1 pseudogene is annotated in these 245 nt (G+C 23.3%); it reads left to right on the top strand.

Features of this window, described 5'->3' with window-relative positions:
• Positions 1-99: 99 nt before the first annotated feature.
• Positions 100-245: pseudogene (locus VJI77_RS07680) on the top strand (16S rRNA (cytosine(967)-C(5))-methyltransferase RsmB); the annotation flags it as partial.

Raw genomic sequence — 245 nt, 5'->3', positions numbered from 1 at the left:
AAGATATAAGAAAATTGTAAAAGAATTTATGTAAAGACTTTAAAATTATTTAATTTTTACGCTTCAATTTGCAAAGAGTAATATAAAGAACAATTTGACTATATACTCTGTGATGTTATTTGTTCAGGAATTGGAGTTATGGACAGAAAGTATGAAATAAAATTATTTATAAGCAAAGAAAGTATTGATGCAATAATAGAATTGCAGAGAAAAATTTTTGACAATTCGGTAGAATATCTAAAAGA

Origin of the sequence: Parvimonas sp. D2 (assembly GCF_035282635.1) — a bacterium.
GTDB lineage: Bacteria > Bacillota > Clostridia > Tissierellales > Peptoniphilaceae > Parvimonas.
Note: the sequence above shows the minus strand (reverse complement) of the source record. Positions and strands in the feature narration are given on the sequence as shown.